The sequence below is a fragment of the Mesorhizobium sp. M1A.F.Ca.IN.020.06.1.1 genome (genome assembly GCF_004023265.1).
Taxonomy (GTDB): Bacteria; Pseudomonadota; Alphaproteobacteria; order Rhizobiales; family Rhizobiaceae; genus Mesorhizobium.
This window is the reverse complement of the sequence record NZ_RZSR01000016.1, coordinates 1-17748: the sequence shown is the minus strand read 5'-3', so window position 1 is coordinate 17748 and position 17748 is coordinate 1. Positions and strand designations below refer to the sequence as shown.

17 protein-coding genes and 3 pseudogenes are annotated in these 17748 nt (G+C 59.6%); 14 read left to right on the top strand and 6 right to left on the bottom strand.

Features of this window, described 5'->3' with window-relative positions; all coding sequences use genetic code 11:
* The first annotated feature begins 19 nt into the window (after window positions 1–19).
* Window positions 20–631, top strand: a complete 612-nt coding sequence (locus EOA60_RS01750) for a PDZ domain-containing protein (RefSeq protein WP_245502509.1) — start codon at window positions 20–22, stop codon at window positions 629–631.
* An 833-nt stretch (window positions 632–1464) separates the two neighbouring features.
* On the opposite strand, the gene EOA60_RS01745 is transcribed toward EOA60_RS01750, so the two are convergent.
* A complete protein-coding gene (locus EOA60_RS01745; RefSeq protein ID WP_127325730.1) occupies window positions 1465–2247 on the bottom strand; it encodes a DUF2243 domain-containing protein in 783 nt (260 codons plus the stop codon).
* A gap of 334 nt (window positions 2248–2581) precedes the next feature.
* On the opposite strand from EOA60_RS01745, the gene ctaD reads away from it, so the two are divergent.
* The 3 genes and pseudogenes from ctaD to EOA60_RS01730 all read left to right on the top strand — a co-directional run.
* Window positions 2582–4240, top strand: a complete 1659-nt coding sequence (gene ctaD / locus EOA60_RS01740) for a cytochrome c oxidase subunit I (protein ID WP_127334678.1) — start codon at window positions 2582–2584, stop codon at window positions 4238–4240.
* A 266-nt stretch (window positions 4241–4506) separates the two neighbouring features.
* A complete protein-coding gene (locus EOA60_RS01735) occupies window positions 4507–5469 on the top strand; it encodes a manganese catalase family protein (RefSeq protein WP_095825929.1) in 963 nt (320 codons plus the stop codon).
* Window positions 5470–5604: 135 nt separating this feature from the next.
* A pseudogene (locus EOA60_RS01730) lies at window positions 5605–6238 on the top strand (MBL fold metallo-hydrolase); the annotation flags it as partial.
* 146 nt (window positions 6239–6384) lie between these two features.
* Here EOA60_RS01730 and EOA60_RS01725 read toward each other — a convergent pair.
* Window positions 6385–6588, bottom strand: coding sequence for a hypothetical protein (locus EOA60_RS01725; protein ID WP_245479139.1), 204 nt, complete (start codon window positions 6586–6588; stop codon window positions 6385–6387).
* Window positions 6589–7060: 472 nt separating this feature from the next.
* On the opposite strand from EOA60_RS01725, the gene EOA60_RS01720 reads away from it, so the two are divergent.
* Window positions 7061–7813, top strand: coding sequence for a Crp/Fnr family transcriptional regulator (locus tag EOA60_RS01720; RefSeq protein ID WP_164746644.1), 753 nt, complete (start codon window positions 7061–7063; stop codon window positions 7811–7813).
* A gap of 149 nt (window positions 7814–7962) precedes the next feature.
* Here the strand turns inward: EOA60_RS01720 and EOA60_RS01715 are convergent, their stop codons facing one another.
* Entirely contained in the window at window positions 7963–9150 is a 1188-nt protein-coding gene (locus tag EOA60_RS01715; protein ID WP_095825930.1) for an NADH-quinone oxidoreductase subunit D, read from the bottom strand.
* A 208-nt stretch (window positions 9151–9358) separates the two neighbouring features.
* Here EOA60_RS01715 and EOA60_RS01710 point away from each other — a divergent pair, with 208 nt between their 5' ends.
* The 8 genes and pseudogenes from EOA60_RS01710 to EOA60_RS01680 all read left to right on the top strand — a co-directional run bounded on the left by EOA60_RS01710 (window position 9359) and on the right by EOA60_RS01680 (window position 14976).
* On the top strand, window positions 9359–9970 hold the full coding sequence (locus EOA60_RS01710) for an ATP-dependent Clp protease proteolytic subunit (RefSeq protein ID WP_127334679.1): 612 nt from the start codon (window positions 9359–9361) through the stop codon (window positions 9968–9970).
* 936 nt (window positions 9971–10906) lie between these two features.
* Window positions 10907–11477, top strand: a pseudogene (locus tag EOA60_RS01705) (SOS response-associated peptidase family protein).
* A 771-nt stretch (window positions 11478–12248) separates the two neighbouring features.
* The gene (locus EOA60_RS01700; protein WP_095802953.1) at window positions 12249–12758 is read left to right on the top strand and encodes a DUF892 family protein; all 510 of its coding nucleotides are present in this window, start codon (window positions 12249–12251) and stop codon (window positions 12756–12758) included.
* A gap of 94 nt (window positions 12759–12852) precedes the next feature.
* The gene (locus tag EOA60_RS01695) at window positions 12853–13071 is read left to right on the top strand and encodes a DUF768 domain-containing protein (protein WP_127213878.1); all 219 of its coding nucleotides are present in this window, start codon (window positions 12853–12855) and stop codon (window positions 13069–13071) included.
* 333 nt (window positions 13072–13404) lie between these two features.
* Window positions 13405–13578 (top strand): hypothetical protein, encoded by a 174-nt coding sequence (locus EOA60_RS37310; RefSeq protein WP_164746643.1) that lies wholly within the window; start codon window positions 13405–13407, stop codon window positions 13576–13578.
* Window positions 13579–13741: 163 nt separating this feature from the next.
* Entirely contained in the window at window positions 13742–14023 is a 282-nt protein-coding gene (locus EOA60_RS01690; RefSeq protein ID WP_127334680.1) for a hypothetical protein, read from the top strand.
* Between the two features lie 336 nt (window positions 14024–14359).
* Entirely contained in the window at window positions 14360–14761 is a 402-nt protein-coding gene (locus EOA60_RS01685; RefSeq protein ID WP_127324606.1) for a hypothetical protein, read from the top strand.
* The gene (locus tag EOA60_RS01680; RefSeq protein ID WP_095802949.1) at window positions 14758–14976 is read left to right on the top strand and encodes a hypothetical protein; all 219 of its coding nucleotides are present in this window, start codon (window positions 14758–14760) and stop codon (window positions 14974–14976) included. Before EOA60_RS01685 ends, EOA60_RS01680 begins: the two co-directional genes overlap by 4 nt.
* Before the next feature lie 427 nt (window positions 14977–15403).
* On the opposite strand, the gene EOA60_RS01675 is transcribed toward EOA60_RS01680, so the two are convergent.
* The 3 genes from EOA60_RS01675 to EOA60_RS01665 all read right to left on the bottom strand — a co-directional run bounded on the left by EOA60_RS01675 (window position 15404) and on the right by EOA60_RS01665 (window position 16967).
* The gene (locus EOA60_RS01675) at window positions 15404–15589 is read right to left on the bottom strand and encodes a DUF3606 domain-containing protein (protein ID WP_127213874.1); all 186 of its coding nucleotides are present in this window, start codon (window positions 15587–15589) and stop codon (window positions 15404–15406) included.
* A 426-nt stretch (window positions 15590–16015) separates the two neighbouring features.
* A complete protein-coding gene (locus tag EOA60_RS01670; protein ID WP_127213873.1) occupies window positions 16016–16573 on the bottom strand; it encodes a cytochrome b/b6 domain-containing protein in 558 nt (185 codons plus the stop codon).
* Entirely contained in the window at window positions 16548–16967 is a 420-nt protein-coding gene (locus tag EOA60_RS01665) for a DUF305 domain-containing protein (protein ID WP_127213872.1), read from the bottom strand. The genes EOA60_RS01670 and EOA60_RS01665 overlap by 26 nt, the downstream gene beginning before the upstream one ends.
* A gap of 105 nt (window positions 16968–17072) precedes the next feature.
* Between EOA60_RS01665 and EOA60_RS01660 the strand changes: the two are divergent.
* A pseudogene (locus tag EOA60_RS01660) lies at window positions 17073–17534 on the top strand (SOS response-associated peptidase family protein).
* The last annotated feature ends 214 nt before the right edge of the window (window positions 17535–17748 follow it).

The following is a 17748-nucleotide window of genomic DNA, read 5'->3' as shown; positions in this document are numbered from 1 at the left end:
TAACATGGTTGTCTCCGTGATGAAGCAGTTGATCGCCCACGGCGAGGTGCGGCGCGGAAAGGTGGGGATCGGCATCCAGGATTTGACGCCGGACCTCGCAAAGGCGCTGCAACTCGGAGACCTCCGCGGCGCGGTGATCGCCAATGTCGAACCCGGCTCGTCGGCAGAGAAGGCTGGATTGCAGGTCGGCGATGTCGTCACCGCGATCGACGGACATCCCGTGCAAGGCACGACCGACCTCAGAAACCGGATCGGCCTCACCCCTGCCGGAAGCACTGTCAAATTTGCCGTCAAACGCGCTAATGGCGAAGTCACAATCGACGTGACGATCGCTGCACAGGAAAGCGCGTCGGAGACGCTGGCAGGCACCCTCCTGCAGGGCGCCAAGATGAGTGACGCTTCGGCCGAGGAAGCCCAGCGGGCAGGCGCGGACGGGGTCGTCATCGAGAGCATCGAACCCGCTAGCCCGGCGGCGAGAGCGGGGTTGCGGACCGGCGACATGATCGTGGCGGTCAACCGCAAGCCGGTCTCTTCCGTGTCCGATTTGCGCAGTGCGATCGCTGGCCAGCGCGCAATACTGGCCTTGGAGCTGGTCCGTGACGGGGGGCGTCTTCTGCTGGTTGTGCGATAAACTCCGGAGCCCGCTCGACCTTCCCTCGAGAGCGGGCTCTTCCAATTTCTGGCCGTCGGGATGTTCGCTGCCTACATCACCGAGCATGGGGTGATGACGGACGGCGAGTCCCTTCGACCAACGCTCTCGCCATCAAGCGCGTTGGGAACCGGCAAGTAGGCGTTCGCCATCAGCGATCCCCCGCTAACGGAACGCTTGACGCCGTTCTCCTGCTCGATTCCCCTGATCGAGCGCAGCGATCATGTCGAAGGCAACCAAAAGAACGGCCCACCCCTGATGCCATGCAGGAGCGGGCCTGCGGAGGATAGGGGCTCCGCGCGGCAGCGCACGGCAAACAGCGGAGGGCATAGTGCCGCCGGGCCCCAAACTTACCCGAATGCGAGGTGTTCCTCGGCGTCGGAACATTTTCTTTGTGATCCGGTTTCTCGGGCAGGACCGCCCCCGTTTGAGGTCGCATGGCGTAGCGTGTGCTCGCCAACTTCACCTGGCCGGTCATGTCTCAGGCAGCACACATCATCGCGAAGACGCTCGGCACAGGCCGCCGGGCAGCGTTGGGAACGTCGTGCCGGCTATCCGCGCCATGATTGCTGCACCGGGCTTCCCGGGCTCTCGCTTGACGCCCAGCGGTTCGAGTCGCATTCCCAGCATGTAGTCTAGGCAGCGGCGGCGGCAAATAGCTTCTTCGTCACGCGATTGCGAATGGCGCCTTAGTTCGAGTATGCGATGGAATCCTTGTTTTTTACGGGGGCGGGCGCATGCTTACCGCCTCTTTCTCGACCGCCACGAAATGATTGGCGCCTCATCCTTTTCTACTCGCCGAGCTGCGCCCCGCATCAGACCTTGACGGCAGACCAGGCCAGGCAGCCCGCGGCGACCGGCGTTGTGCTGACGAGAACGGCTCCTTCCGCGTGAAGCGTTATGAGGCCGGCCCAAGAGACCTCGTCGACCACCCAGATTGTCCCACCTTTATCTGTCGATTTTAGGTTCGTCCGCGCCTCGAGTACGGCTCGCATCATTTGGGCCGGGCTTAGACCTTCCCGGAAGACGACGATCGTGTGGGTTGCACCCTCGAAGCGCTGGCCTGCGCCCGCAGTCAGCCCAGCTAGCATGGCAACGCTCATCAAAGCAGCCGCCGCGCCCCGTGCTGGTCCTCCCCGATTGGGCATCAGGAGAACGAGCACCAAAGGCAAGATGCCAAAAATAACCAGCCATCCGATGTCCCATGCCAGGGGCACTTCGCTCGCCATCCTGATCCGGTGAAGGCCGAGCAGCCAATGAATGATGACCGCGTCAACGATGTGCCAGATGCCGAACCCGGCCAAGGCGAGCCGTAGAATTTCGCTCGTCGTGCCGGGGCGCGCGCCAGATGCACGAGCCGCCACGAGCAACACCGTGCCCAAAATGCACAACAGATACATGAGCAGGTGAAAGAGGCCGTCCGCCAGAATTTGGAAGCGCAAGTCTGATCCTGCCGGTTCGCGAAGGCCGGACAGGAGGTGGTGCCACTGCAGGATCTGATGCAGAACGATGCCGTCGAAAAAGCCGGCCAGCGCAAAGCCAACGAGCAGCCACCCGACAACGGCCTTCCGATTGATTGCTGGCCAGTTCAAGCGCATGACTGGCGCCCTACCTCAAAGTGGCCGGACGAGGGGTGACCGGCAACCTCGGTCTGAGGTCGTCGACTGGCGCAGCCGGAATGTCTTCGGTGAGCCCGTGGACGCCATAGCTCGCCTCAATCCAGAACGCACAGATTAGGCCTCCGACCACAGCCAGGAGTACTAGCACTGCCGCAATAGTTTCGAGCATCAGACGTCGCTCCCTGTTCAGCCCGTTTGCCCGAACATCCCGGGGTTGGAGTTGTTCCCTTGGCTTGGAGATTACGGCTGATCATCAGGAACAATACCGTCAATGCGAGGTTGGGACGCGCTTGCCTGCTCAAAGGAGATCACTATGCCAGCCTCATCGGCGAAAGCCGATACTCCGGCTCCGGCGCACAAGCCGGCAGGAGTCACCCGATGGGTGTTCTCAACTAATCACAAGGACATCGGGACACTTTATCTGATTTTCGCGATCCTTGCGGGCATCATTGGCATACTCCTGTCAGTCGCTATGCGCATCGAACTTCAGGAACCGGGTATACAGATCTTTCCTGGCTTGGCCTCGTTTGTATACGGCCTCGAGGGTGCCACGGCCATTGATGCAGGCAAGCAGCTCTACAACGTATTCACGACAGCACACGCCCTTATCATGATCTTCTTCGCGGTGATGCCCGGTCTGATCGGCGGCTTTGCCAACTGGATGATACCGCTCATGATCGGGGCTCCTGATATGGCTTTCCCGCGGATGAACAACATTTCTTTCTGGCTGCTGCCGCCTGCCTTCATTTTGCTCTTGATGTCGCTGTTCATGCCCAGCGTACCAGGAGGCTATGGTGCAGGAACGGGATGGTTCCTCTACCCAACGCTGTCGACGTCGGGCCATCCTGGGCCTGCCGTTGACCTGGTCATTCTGTCGCTGCACATTGCCGGGGCCTCATCCATCCTCGGGGCGATCAATTTCATCACCACGATCTTCAACATGCGTGCGCCCGGCATGACGCTCCACAAGATGCCTCTCTTCGCGTGGTCGGTTCTGATTACAGCATTCCTTCTTCTCCTCGCGCTCCCCGTTCTGGCAGGCGCGATCACGATGTTGCTGACCGACCGGAACTTCGGCACTGCCTTCTTCCTCCCGGACCAGGGCGGCAATTTGCTCCTCTACCAGCATCTTTTCTGGTTCTTCGGTCATCCGGAAGTCTACATCATGATCCTCCCGGCATTCGGCATTGTGAGCCAGGTAATATCCACCTTTTCGCGCAAACCGATCTTCGGCTATCTCGGCATGGTCTATGCGATCGTGGCGATCGGCGCGATAGGGTTTGTCGTCTGGGCGCACCACATGTACACCAGCGGCATTGGCCTGGACACGCAGCGCTATTTTACCTTCGCGACAATGGTGATTGCGGTGCCGACAGGTATTAAGGTCTTCTCCTGGATCGCCACGATGTGGGGCGGATCGATTCGCCTGCAAACGCCCATGCTCTGGGCGTTGGGATTCATTTTTCTGTTCACAATCGGTGGGGTAACAGGCGTTCAGCTGGCCAATGCTGCGCTCGACCGTGAATTGCACGACACTTACTTCGTCGTCGCGCATTTCCACTACATACTCTCACTGGGAGCTCTCTTTGGGATCTTCGCGGGCTGGTATTACTGGTTCCCGAAGATGACCGGGTATATGTATAACACTCTACTGGCGGGAGTGCATTTCTGGACGACTTTTGTCGGCGTCAATCTGGTCTTCTTCCCGCATCACTTTCTAGGTTTGGCGGGCATGCCGCGCCGCTACATAGACTATCCCGATGCATTTGCAGGCTGGAATATGGTCTCTTCCTATGGGGCCTACATATCTGCCGCGAGCGTACTGTTCTTCCTGGCCGGAGTGGTCGACGCCTTCTACAGACGAAGGGAGGCCGGCGATAATCCTTGGGGTCCGGGAGCCACGACCCTGGAGTGGATGTTGCCTTCGCCACCGCCGTTCCATCAATGGGACAGGCTCCCGATCATTAAATAGCCCGGGTCGGCGATTTCGGCGCCCATGCGTGACGATCCCTGCAGCCAATGCCCTGGCTCTCGTGGCCCTCAATCAGCATCCAACACGACGGGGTTGGTGTTGGCCCGGGAGAGTACCGGGCCCCTAGCGAGCCGTTCCTGATCCCCGGTCGGGCTCGCGGATAATTCATCGCCATGCACGAACTTGATAGCCAAACAGAACGACCAGCGCCAAGGAACATTTCTGATCCAAGGATGTTCGGGGAACCCCAACCCTGGAGAAACCTCATGTTCATGCACAATAAGCGACTGCAATACACCGTCCGTGTGTCGGAGCCGAATCCGAAACTGGCATGCATGATAATGGAGCAGTTCGGCGGAGCCGATGGCGAGTTGGCCGCCGCTATGCGCTATTTCGTCCAAGGGCTGGGCGAGGATGATGTCGGTCGAAAAGACATGTTGCTCGACATCGCAACCGAAGAACTAAGCCACCTCGAGGTGGTCGGGTCAATTGTCACAATGCTGAACAAGGGACTCAAGGCACACCTTGCCGAGGGACAGATGAAGGAAGCTGAGCTGTATTTGATGGTTGGCGCCAGCGGCACAACGGCCAAGGAGTCAATCCTGTTTGGCGGCGGACCCGCATTGTGCGACTCGGCCGGAGTGCCTTGGACCGCCGCCTATATCGATTCTCGCGGCGAACCAACGGTGGACCTGCGCTCCAACATCGCGGCCGAAGCTCGTGCCAAGATCGTGTACGAGCGACTGATCAACATCACCGATGATCCCGGCGTCAAGGATGCCCTCGGTTTTCTGATGACGCGCGAAGTCGCCCACCAGAAGTCCTTCGAGAAAGCGCTGTACGCGATAGAGAACAACTTCCCGACGGGCAAACTCCCGGGCATCGAGAAGTATGCCAGCATGTACGTCAACACCTCGCAGGGCGAAGGAGACGCCACGGGACCATGGAACTCGGGAGGCGAATGGGACCGCATCGACAATCTCGAAGAGGTGATGCCCGCCGACGGGGGCGACGGGATGGCGACTGTCAAGCTAAATGCCAAGGACAAGAAGGTCGCGGCCAATCTGGCGGAGCGGACACTCTCGGACCCGGCTTCCGATCCGATGACCGGCGCCGATCTTGGAGCAGGACCGGGGGCGGGCCGCACCAAGAACGGTGACATGGGCGGCGCCGCCAACATCCAGGAGGCGCCGGCGCAGGCAGCGGCCGCTACTCGCAAAACCAGGTAGTCTCTGCAGGTTTGGGCGCCCTCAAGACAGTATTCGCGTGCGCAAAGCGAAACTACCTGTCGCGACCGAACACGGCGGTTCCCTGCGCCGTCGGGGCGACGACTCTGAGACAAAGTGACAAGGCAACGCGGCCTAATGACAATTCAAATACCCCTCTCCAAGATCGATCGCGCCGGACGTGAGGACCGCGGCGATGGGGCCTGGAGTATCGCGCCCGATCTTGCCTACCTTCGCCTTTCGATCGTGAATGCGGTGTTCTTTGGTATGCCCGGCCCCGCGACTCCAGTTGGGTGCTGATTGATACCGGTCTGCCAACCTCTCGAGGCGCCATTGTCGCGGTCGCGGAGGCGCGTTTCGGCAAAAACGCCTGACCGGCGGCAATCCTCCTGACGCATGGTCACTTCGACCACGTGGGAACGGTCGTTGAACTGTCGCGGATGTGGGGGGCTCCGGTCTATGCGCACACGCTCGAACATCCCTATCTGAACGGAACAGCGTCCTACCCCCGCCTGACCCGTGGGCGGGCGGAGGTCTGATGGCGTTGCTCTCACCGCTTTTCCCATGCGGGCCGGTCGATCTCGGGGACCGTTTGAACGCGCTCCCTGACGATGGCTCGGTTCCGGGAATGCCAGATTGGCAGTGGCTCCACACTCCAGGGCACGCGCCGGGACATATTTCCCTTTGGCGCAAGACGGACCGCTCACTGATCGTAGGTGATGCGTTCATCACAACCGGGCAGGAGTCCGCCTATGAGGTAGCGACGCAGCAGCGAGCCCGCAACCGCGAAAAATGGTAGGGTTTATCGCGAGCGATAGAAAACCTGTCCGTCGGAGCGGGCAACAATTGTTGTACAGCACTGTCCTTCGAGTATTCGCGCTGTCGGCTGAAAGGATGCGTCGCCAGGTGGTGCTCGCGCTACCGTCCTAACGGCTTGTGAGACAGCTCAATCAACTGCCGCTCATCGGTGACGCCGGCCATGTAGCTGGCAACTATCCGCAAAGCGCGGCGCTCTCGCTCCGCGGCAGTTTCCTTTGCCACCGAACCGCGCTCGAGAATCTGGCAAAGAAATTCAACATCGACAGGTGTGAACGCGCCTTTCGCCAGTCTTGCTGAAGCCATGGCCTTCTCCTCCTCCCAAGCGGGCCGCCCGACCACGCCGGGCAGGCGGTGCCTTCGACACGACGGCACCTTGGAAGCAGAGGGGCCGCCGGGCTCCGAACCTGCGATCCTAAAAGCTGTTCCTTCGTTATCAGCAAAAATCATTCCAAGAGGTCGGACTCGGCCATGGCGTTGGGCCACGTTGGGGGCCACAGAACATGCACTATTTTCCTCGGAGCCCGAACCATTGACACATGTGTAAGGGCCTATCGCAACGCAGTTTGCTGACTCTATCGTCCCTCGCGATCCGACGACCATCGACCCACACCCCCGGCCCGTTGGGCGGTCGTCTTTTCGGGCTGGGAAGCCGACACAAAGGCGTCAACGGACCAGACTCCATCGGCGGCCCAGGGTCTTGAGGCGCAATAAACTTGGGGAACAAAGAGCCATGCTCACGCACGGGAACATTGGGGCCCGATAGAGGTTGGGGCTTATGTCGATCAGCTCAGTGTTGCCAGCTTCTTGCTCTGACCTGATTATTCGCAAGCTCCAGATCATCTCTGATCTTGCCTCAGCCGATATTGCTACTTTGAGAGATATCGCGGTTCAGGAGCGCGACTACCGGGCAGGAGACGATATCGTGCGCGAGGGCGACCGACCCTCTCATTCCTTCGCTGTTCTGGACGGCCTGGTGTCATCTGCGAAGTTCACCGGCGAGGGGAAGCGGCAGATCACATCGATCTTTGTTCCGGGAGACCTCCCGGATCTCCACGGAATTCATCTTTCGGTTATGGATTGCACCTTCGCGCCACTAACGCCGGCCCGAGTGGGGTTCATGCGCCACGATGCGCTGCGTGCCATCTGCACCAAACACCCGTCCATCGCCAACGTGTTCTGGCGCTCAACGCTGATCGATGCAGCGATATATAGAGAGTGGGTCACCAATGTCGGAAGGCGGGAGGCCTATGTTCGCATGGCTCACCTCCTGTGTGAGCTCATCGTCCGTCTCCATGCAGTCGGCCAAATTCAGGACCACGTGGCGGAATTTCCGGTCAGCCAGGCCGTGCTTGGCGACGCACTGGGTCTGTCCACCGTTCACGTCAACCGAGTGCTTCAGGAACTTCGCCGCGATGGCCTGATATCCACCTCGGGCTCAAGGCTCAAAGTTGTCGACTGGAATGAACTCGTGCGTGCAGGGGACTTTTACACCACCTACCTGCACGAAAAGAACGTGACGCCGCTATGAGTCCCCGCGAGGGGATTGACCGAGGTGCTAAGCATCTCGAGAGCATGGTGATCTTTGCGACGGAGAGCTGCCTCGAGGGGCTTATGGATTCGGTAGTCTACCTGGTTTCCCGTGAGAGCGCGGGCAACTTGACCGGCCGACCTTGGGGGCTAACGATCTACGTCCCCCAGTACTATGTCCAGAGAGCCCAGGATGGCGGTAACGTCAGCCAGCATATGGCCGCGGCAAAGCAGATCCATAGCCTGAAGATGCGCGAAGCTCGGGGCTCTCAGCTTGCACCGGTAAGGTTTGTTAGTCCCGTCAGATACCAGGTAGACGCCGAACTCTCCTTTCGGAGCTTCCACAGCAGCATACACTTCTCCGGTCGGGACCCGAAATCCCTCGGTGTAGAGCTTGAAATGGTGTATCAGCGCCTCCATCGACCGCTTCATGGCCGCACGTTTCGGCGGCACGATCTTACCGTCCGCGTTGGAAACCGGACCCGGCCCTTCTTTAGCCAGCAGATCCACGCACTGGCGCATTATCCTCGCTGACTGACGCATCTCCTCCATGCGCACGAGGTATCGATCGTAGCAGTCGCCGTTCTTACCAATCGGAATATCGAAATCCATTTCGGAATAGCACTCGTAGGGCTGGGCCTTGCGCAGGTCCCAAGCAGCACCGGAGCCACGCACCATTACCCCGGAGAACCCCCAACCCCAAGCATCCGATTCCGAAATCTGCCCGATATCCACGTTGCGGAGCTTGAAGATCCGATTGTCCGTCAGCAGCCTGTCTAGGTCATCCACTGATTTCAGAAACGGATCGATCCACTTGCCGATATCCGAGATAAGCTCGTCGGGCAGATCCTGGTGTACGCCGCCTGGTCGGAAAAAAGCTGCATGCATCCGTGAGCCGCTTGCGCGCTCATAGAAGACCATCAGCTTCTCGCGCTCGATGAAGCCCCAGAGCGGCGGCGTAAGCGCCCCGACATCCATGGCTTGGGTGGTGACGTTGAGCAGATGCGAAAGGATGCGCGAAATTTCGCTATACAGGACCCGGATCAGTTGCCCACGCCTCGGCACCGTCAAACCCGTGAGCTTCTCGATCGCCAGACACCAGGCATGTTCCTGGTTCATCGGCGCCACGTAGTCGAGCCGGTCGAAATACGGCAGGGCCTGCAGGTAGGTCTTCGTCTCAATCAGCTTTTCGGTGCCACGATGAAGCAGTCCGATATGCGGATCAACCCGGTCGACTACTTCGCCGTCGAGCTCCAGCACTAGCCGCAGCACACCGTGAGCGGCCGGGTGCTGAGGGCCGAAATTGATATTGAAGCTTCGGACGGAATTCTCTGCCAAGCGGCCGTTCCTCAGCGCGGGAACGCACCCAACTGGGAGGCGAACCGGATGTTCCACCCACGCATTGCGTCACCAAGCAAATTCCGACTGCATTGCATTGTGCACGCGTTCCTCCTGCAATTGGTTGTGTGCCGGCTATAGACGCGGGGGCGAGCGGGAACAAATAGGCTGTCACTTGGTTCCGGCTGCACGCAAACAAGGACTGCCCATGGACAGAGCGTCCCACATCAGCGAAGAAGCCGGCACGTCGCGTGCCGCTCCCGACCTTAGTCGGCTGCTGTTCGAACCAAACCTACGAGTCCATGGCCTGATAGACCAGACCGTCGTTTCGAATGTTCTCCATGACCTGAAAGCGGTTCGTGACGGCGGGAATGATCTGTACGTTGAAATTGATACGCCTGACGGCGACGCAGATGGCGCCCGACGAATTGCCCTAGAGATCAAGCTGTTCCTGAAACACTCTGGCCGCAACGGCTTCGTCCTTGGCAAGAACACGGTCTATTCTGCCGGGATCACCGTCCTCGCAGCTTTCCCGAAGAGTTCCCGGTTTTTATGTCCGCGGGCAGTCTTGCTGGTCCACGAACGTCGGCTCGAAAAGGAACTGGTCCTGAATGGGCCAATCCGCAGTTGCCTCCAGATCGTCCGGGAACAACTTGCCTTGCTGCAGACTGCTGAGCGGCTCGAAAACGAAGGCTTTGAGGATCTTGTGGAGGGTTCGAAGATATCTCTGGAGCAGCTTCGTGATCACGCCTTAAACAACTGCTACCTGATGGCCGAAAGAGCATTGGAGTTGGGTCTTGTTGCGGACATCGCCCGATAGAATTAGGCCTCTGAACGGACTTGTCCGGCTTTGCCTTTGCCGGCCGAATAAAAACGGACGACGGCCATGACTGATAACGCAGACTTGGTAGCGCGAAGCGGCGGATGCCTTTGCGGTGCCGTGAGTGACGTTGTCACCGGCGAGCCCTTGTACGTCGGTTTGTGCCATTGCCAGGGACTGCAAGCGAACCAGCGGCACCGCGTACAGCGTGTTTGCTTCGCCTAGCTCAAGCCGATCGCGATACGCCCGCAACTTAGACGCGGCGAATAGGTTCTCAAGCCTTCTCTAATGGAACCTACCGACGGATAGTGGGTTCGGTCTCGCGGCGCGCGTTGCCAGGCGAGGCGCCGTTTGGGGATCTGTGCTGCATTCCCCGGAGCCCGTTCGGCCTCCCAGGCGAGCGGGCTCTTGCCGTCCGGGGTTGGCAAGGAGAACCAGCAAACGGGACGGCTGAATCCTGCTATGATCCGCCTGCAATCCCGCCGCGAAACCCCGTTGGAAATGGCGCAGCGCCACGTTCGGTAGCGCACGGAACGCGTAGCGCGCCAGCGGGCGTTGATCGCCAGAATGGAAGTGCGTGGCCAACCCATAGGTGAAGCCGAACACCTGTTGCGGGAGTTTGAGGCGGCCCAACGCCAACACACCGAACACCTGAGGCGTCTCCGCGATAGCTAGCCGCCGTATGGAACCTTTCGCCCGGATCCGGATTCACGGCCAGAGGGACCCTCCATGGCCGAGAGCAAGAAAGAGCGCGACGAACGCATTCAGGCGGTGAAGGGATTTTCGAGTGCGGTTTCTCATGCGCGAAACCGGTATCACCGAGGCCCAGGCGCGCGAGCTCATCGACCTGATCGGCAACGACGCGAACTCTCGACTTCGAGAGGCGCGTCTTCTGGCGAGAAAGATAGACGCGCGACAACGCTAAGGCTCAAACCCATGTGCAACGACTACGAGCAGCATATCGCTTGGGCCGAATACTGCCGCATCATGGAGTCGCTCGCCTTGCAGATCTCCAGCCATCAGAGTGAACTTGAGCTGCCGCAAGCTGACATCCGCATCAACGACCCGGCTCCGGTAATGCGCGCTGCCGGCGATGCAATCGAGCTAGCCTCGATGACATTCGGCTTCCCGCCCTCCGGTCCAAAGGGCGGGCCGGTGTTCAATTTTCGGTCGGAGGGGCGACAGTTCGCAAACAGCAGGCGCTGTCTTGTGCCGGTATCGGCCTTCTTCGAGTTCACCGGAACGAAGTACCCGAAGGCGAAGCACCGGTTCACGTCGACGGCGCCCCGTTCATGGCGATCGCGGGGCTCTGGCGCGAAGCGGCCGGCAACAAGCCGCCCACCTTCACCATGCTGACGACGGATCCCAGTCCCGACATTGCGCCCGTCAGGTCGTGGTCCTTGAGCCGGAGAACTGGTCCGCCTGGCTCAACCTGACGGAATCGGAGGGCGATCTGTTGCGACCGCTTCCAGCCGGGTCTTTGTCAGTTGAGACGGTTCGAGACTGAAGAGGCTGAACAGCCCGGCTGGTCATGCATCATGGCATGACTCCCCCAAGCACGAACATTTCCAGCATGCGGCATCGTCGGCCAGTGTCATCAATCCAACAACGTCGAGGTTGCGAGCTGGTCCTTCCCAGCTCGGGCTCACTTGAGCGAATTTGTAGACTGTCCAGTCGGCTTGGTTGTCACGCGGATCCACAGCACATTCCTGGCACCAATCATGAACCGCCCGACCCGTGACCGCAATAGCTGCTTTCGACGGTGTTTCTGCAACCGCAACTTAGTGGGATGTGACCACGTGACCGGACATTACTTCAACCATGTAGCTCTGCATGCAGCACTCGCTCCAACAGGACTTTCCAACTTGGCGCGGCCGGCCTTCTTCCGAACTGGCGGAATCCGGCGGCCGATGCATACTGTCGCGGAACTTGAAAACTTCGGCCGCCATCATTTTTGGCGGGCCCGCGTCATGTGCCTGCGTCCATAGGTTACGGGGGGAGTGCCTCAATTACGCTCCCCGTCCTACAGTGAACCGTCACTCTCGATACGGCACGTGGGTGCCCGGATCGTGATTGTACTGAGGCTCGCCGCCAGTGACTACCGGTTGGCAAAGCCCTCAGGGCGTTATGCTGGTGCCGGCGATGATCTCAGATCTCACTTCGGGGAGGTGCAGGACGAAGGGGCAAAACGGGTTCTAGCTCAATTAGGCACCTAACGTCTTTCGAGGAACAAATCGCATCAGCAGAGGTTCGGCTCGACCAACTACGGAGAAGAGCAATGTCTGAGTCGCGCGAATGGCTGATCCAATGGCTGAGGGATGCCCACGCCATGGAAGAACAAGCCGAAACGATGCTATCCGGCCAATTGAACCGGATCGAGAGCTACCCCGAACTCAGCGATAGAATCCGCATCCACCTGGAAGAGACAAGGGAACAGGCCAAGCGGTTGAAGACCTGCCTGGACGGCCTTGACGAGGGCTCTTCCATGCTGAAGGACGCAGGCGGCAAGCTGACCGCGACGGCGCAGTCGCTCAGCGGCGTATTTGCTGGCGACGAGGTCATGAAGGGGTCCCTGGCCAGCTACACCTTCGAGCACATGGAAATCGCATCTTACACCATCCTCATCGCCGCCGCGAATGCAGAGGGCGAAGCCGAGATCGCCCGCGTCTGTGAGCAGAATCTGCGGGAAGAGGAAGCGATGGCTGAGTGGTTGAAGAGCAACCTGTCACAAGTTACGGAAAAATTCCTAACGCGGGCAGAAGCCGATCGCGACAGTGCGAAACGCTGAGTGGACGGCGGTCAGGGACGCGAAAGCTGTTCGACCGCCAGCATCGAGCACAATCGGCATCCGACCGGGAGCTCGAGAAGGAACCTAAGCTGCTATGAGCACGCGTGGGAAAAATTTCCTCGATAAATGGATGGCGGAGCATGTGCCAAATGCGACGACCGACGATCCGCTCGCAATCATCTATCTGTCCGACGCGGCCATGGAAGCTGCAGGGCGCGAAGGCATCTCGCCCGAGGAGATTGAGGATGTCGGTAGCCTGTTGAGGGTGATCCTTACAGCCATGCAACACCGGAGGGGCGGTTTGGCCGACTGAGACCAAGAGGTGCCCGAGAACTGCGATCGGCATCAGAGATCTGCCGGCGCTCCGATCGGTTCGGCCCTGACGCTCCCGCACGGAGTAGGATCTGCAGCTGAAGATGAAATGCACGATGTGCGGCGGCAAGCCGATCACGCTGACCTATTCGCCCGACACCAGCCCGAAAGACCCTCCCCGCAAAGGACGTAGCCGGCCACCAAAAATGGAACCGCCGGACTTCTCCTGACCCTCAAATTTGAATGCGGGCTGGTCTGGCGCAGATCACGATAGGGTATGCCGCATTATCGGTTCGAAGTCGTTTGGAATGGGGAGAGCCTTGGAGACGCCTGGGTGGACCTGGCCACCATCAGCGATGCGCGGAAGGAAGCGCTAAGGGCGCTACACGACATTGCGGGCGAGGAAACGGTGGTCGCCGAGCAGGACCGCAGGCTAGTCGTGTCGGTACAGGACGAAGCTGGCTTGAGTGTCTATTCCGCAACTCTGACGCTGTCGCAGTCGCACTGATGTCTCTCAGAGCAGCAAGTGACGTTTCGCAGCGGTCAATCCAATCTAATCGACTCGTGCCCGACTTTTTCGGGGTGTATTGTCTTGCGGGTGTGGCGTCTCGGGGTAGAGGGTGAACGAATGTGTGAGAGCCTTCATAGTGCTGTCCCGCTCAGGAACGTGCATGCTGGCGTACGGCATAATTGAGCCTGCCGAAATCAACATTCTAGCGAAGGCAGTGAGCGACTACTGCTCAAGTCACAAGATCGAAAGCGTTGATGAGCGCGAGAACGTCGCGCTCAAGGTGATGAGCCTTTTCGGACGCGGGATAACCGATGCTGACCAGCTGTTGGAAGAACTTGAGAAGAACCTAAAGCGAGCCCGCAATGCGACGCCGGGAGAGCCTACTGGAAAAGGCAGAGCGCCACGTCCGCGAGGGCGAGGCGATAATCGCTCGCCAGCGTGAACTCATCGACAAGCTGGTCGAGACGGTCACCCGATAGACGAGGCGCAAGAATTCTTGCGCAAGTTCATGCGGGTGCAGGCCGAGCACGTCGCCCACTGGGAGCGCTTGCTGGAAGAGACCTGGACGCGCTCTTCGAGCCCGCCGCGGGCCTACGAATGAACGTGGCAGGCTTCGGCCCGTCGCCACTCGGAGAGAGGGCTAAGGTCTTTTGGTATTTCGTGGGAACAGAACCGACATCGTGTATGTTAACCATTATCGTCGGCAACTACCAAAGGACGCCGGCGGCTGAGAGACAGCGACCTAGCGCTCCCGTCTGCATCAAGACCGGAGCGAGTCATGTCCGACCATTCCGTCAAGTATTTTTCACGCGCGCGCCTATCCGCGGATGACGTTAGGCTGATTGCTGAAGCGAGGAAGGCGATTGACCGCTCCCAGCAGAGATTGCGGGACACCAGGCCATTGACCGACCCCCACCGGCTAAGCCCGCATCTGACCCGGAACTTTGTGTCCATCGCCGAGACGGGGCACGAATGGCGCGTCATTGTCGAGGAGGCCGGTATAGGCACCGTCATTCGTTCCTTCAGGCATCGCCTGCCGGCCTTCAACTTTGCCCAATGTCAGGTGATGCGGCTTGGTCTCGACAAGATCAGCTCGGTCCACGGTGTCAGCGATGCGTCTTGCATTGCTGTTGGTCCCGAGGGGAACGTAAGACCTGTCCCCCGCCGTTCCAGCTCATGACGCTCGCTGATGACATTGAGATGGTGCGAGGGCACGTCAGGCTCGGCAGACGGCACCTTGCCCTGCAGCGGGAACGGATAGCCAAACTACAACGCCTCGAACTGCCAGCTGCCAAGGCGATTGAATTCCTCGAACTCGTTGAAAGCATGCAGGAGCTTCACGAACTGCACTTGTCGCGCTTGCTGGAAAAGGCAGCGGGGCACGATGCAGCCTAGATATCGGGGGCCCGGCCTGCGAGGGTATCGAGGGGACCATGGGCGCACAGGCCGAGCCTTTGCCCCGTTGGCAGAGGGGCAGGTCTGGATTGTACGCCACCGTTCGGCGACTGACATCAGAACCTTAGGCGTAACTAATAAAAGCCCGCCGCAGCTAATGAGCGTAAGCGACGGGCCTTAGGTTGCCACTGAGACGGCTACATTCCCGAAGGAACCGACCGACTTCTTGTTAATCACTGACCCGTGAATTCGTTCCACAATGGGACGCCTGGAGCCCTGACGGACCTGTGCGGGGTCTTTTGATGCCGAATAACTTGGCGCGAAGCCGGTAGATCAACGGCCGCACATGGGGCCCGATGAAAATGATCGACCTCGCGCTCTCCCGGCCCGATTTCGGCAATCGGCGGGCACAGACCTGGCATCCTCGTCACGGCCGTAGCTTTCTGGCCTGGCGCCCCAGGGCTTTGCGGTTGTTGCCGTGCTGTCGGATCAGTTCCCTGACTGCTCCCGGCGAAATCCGGTGTCGCTTTGCGAAGTATTCAACCTCGTAATCTTGATCCGCTGAGACTCGGTTGCCGTCACTGCCGCCGTATTTGGTCTTGTCGTCTTCCATTGGGGCATTCCTCCTGCCCGAAACACACCGGATCACAAACAAGATGTTCCGGCTGCGGAACACTTTGCGTTCGACCAAGTTGGGTTGCGGCGGCGCGCATCCTCCCAACCCCTATGCAAAGCCGCCGGGCGGAATCTCCGCTCTCCGCAGGCCCGCTCCTGCTCCCATCCGGGGGCGGGCCGTTCTGGCCGCTCCCTTAGAGCGCTAACGCTTTCGGCTGTTCCGCATACCAACCGCAACACTCGCATTGATTCAATATGCACAAGCTGCGCCAAGCGGCCCTGCAGGATTTTCGGTGAAGAACAGGAGGTCACCGCCATAACCCGCTAGTCTCGGGTCGGCGATCGATCTGCGAAGGGGCGCACACACAGCTTTGAGGGAAGATGGACTGGCTTCGGCCGGCGGGCTTTTTTCGTGAGCAGCTGTCTAGTTTCGGTTCAGCCATTGGGTCGTCATCCGTTCAAAAACCCCGTCCCGTAAAAGCAGAAGATGAACGAGCGCAGCACCAATGTGCACTAGCGTTGCTCCGCAAAACGCCCAAAAGAGCGCACTGTGCAGAGCCAGCAGCCGGGCAGTTCCAAGCCACGGAATTTTCGGAGCGAACGGGATCGGCCAATACCCGAAAAGCTTGGGTGTCGACATGAACGGCATGGGCTGATGGCCGAGCCAGCCTGTGGCGATCAACGCGATCAGAATGGCATACAATGCGAGGTGGACAGCCACCGCGGCCGGGCGCTGAGGTTGGGGTGCCTGCGTCACCAACCTAAAAGCCATCCTGCAAAGGCATAGGGCAAAAAGTGCGAGGCCAAGGGACATGTGGGTTGGCATCCATCGCATCGCAACGGCGCCGCGCTCATTCATCGGCCCTAGGGTGATGACGATTTCCCAAACCAATAGCCCGACCGTCAACCAATGCAAAAGCCGCAGGGGCCAAGCCCAAGCAGCTGCCCGGGGATCCTCATTGTTGCTGCTTGTGCTTCGCAAGCCAGTCCTTCAGTTCGGCAATTTCCTTGGTCTGAGCGTCAATGACCTTTCGGGCCATCTTTTTCGTCCAGGCGTTCTTCCCGTGCGCCAGTTCGGCCTTGGCCATGTCGATCGCGCCTTGATGATGAGGGATCATTCCACAGACGAAAGCGATATCAATGTCCTTCGCCATCATGCCGGTCATCATATCGCTCTGCATCGCGCCCATACCGGCCATCATGTCCTTGTGAGCCGCGTCCATTTCCTCGAACTGCATCCCGCCACCTTGGTGGCTCATGTCCATAGCCGCCCCTGTTTTTTTACAAGCTTCAGGCAGCCCGTCCTCCTGCGCCATCGCGGCAATTGTAAGACTGCCGAGTGCAAGGGTGGCTAGGGCAAGACGTTTGAAAGCCATTGGCGTTCTCCTACAAGCTGATGCGCGCGCAGTTTGGACAATGGAAGGTAGGTCGTCCAAACGTATCGTCAACGCGCATATCCTGCGTCGCCAGGCTAGTTCGGCCTGGTTTCCGGGGCGACCAGCGGCCGACGCATGCTCCAGCTTGCCTCCATGACATTCGGCTTTCCCCCTGTCCGGTACAAAAGGCGGCCGGTGTTCAATCTCCGGTCTGAGGGGCGACACTTCGCAAACAGCAGGCGCTGTCTTGTGCCGGCATCGGCCTTCTTCGAGTTCACCGGAACGAAGTACCCGAAGGCAAAGCACCGATTTACTCCCAACGGCGCCCCGTTCATGACAATCGCGGGGCTTTGGCGCGAAGCGGGCGGCAACAACCCGCCGTCCTTTCGCATGCTGACGACCGGTCCTGGCCCGGACGTTGCGCCCTATCACAGCCGTTAGGCCGTAGTTATTCAGCCGGAGAACTGGTCCGCCTGGCTGAACCTGACAAAGCCGGAAGGTGAGTTGCTGCGGCCGCTTCCACCCGGGTCTCTTTTAGTTGAGACGGTTCGTCCTGAGGCACAGTGACCATTCTGTCGCTTTCCATCATCGAGACCTGGCCACTCTGTCGTGTAATCGATCATTCGCCTCCGCCGCAACCGTCCGACAGATTCCAGACATCGACGATCTGTTCGCCCGTGAAGCCGTGCTCGCGGATCAGGTACTTGGCCAGCCCCCCATACACACCCCAGCGCCAGCACTGGCAGCAGCACGGTCCTTTTTCGTTGGAGTTGGCCAATGC